The sequence below is a fragment of the Vibrio sp. 811 genome (assembly GCF_033339195.1).
In genome coordinates, this window is record NZ_JAWOUB010001029.1 from 1 (window position 1) to 501 (window position 501).

General features: G+C 45.7%; 1 protein-coding gene. It reads right to left on the minus strand.

Annotation, left to right across the window (positions count from 1 at the left end):
• Positions 1–12: 12 nt before the first annotated feature.
• Positions 13–501 (minus strand): recombination-associated protein RdgC (gene rdgC / locus R7Q46_RS30725; RefSeq protein ID WP_318078783.1); only part of this gene is annotated, 489 nt, incomplete at its 5' end.

A 501-nucleotide genomic window follows, 5' to 3' on the forward strand; every position in this document is an offset into this window, starting at 1 on the left:
AGTAGGGTTATCTTATGCGTTAGGGTTAGGCAGGCCGCCTAGCGCTTCATATAGATTTGGTAGGAAAGCGCTGAATTCACCGCACATTAGTGAGAAGTCAGCATCAAAGCGAGCCGCTTGATCTTCACGTGGGATATCGTCGTTTTGATCTTTCAACTCATCTGAGAATTTTAGACGTTTGATGCCGGAATCTTCAGCCATGATGAACTCGATTCGGTCTTGCCAGTTAAGTGCAAGTTTCGTCACGACTTTGTCAGCTGCGATGTGATTGCGGATTTCATCTGTGGTCAGCTCTTGCTTCTTACAGCGAATCACGCCACCTTCTTCAAGTACCGATTTTAACTCAGCTTCGTCCATCATGGTGATGCCTTGCGGTGTGTTACCTGTTTTAACCCATTCAGTTAGCGTGGTTTCAATTGCTACTTCTGGAATCGCAGGAACAACAGGTAAGCTACCCATGGTTTTACGCAGTAGCGCTAATACGTCTTCTGCTTTTTTGTA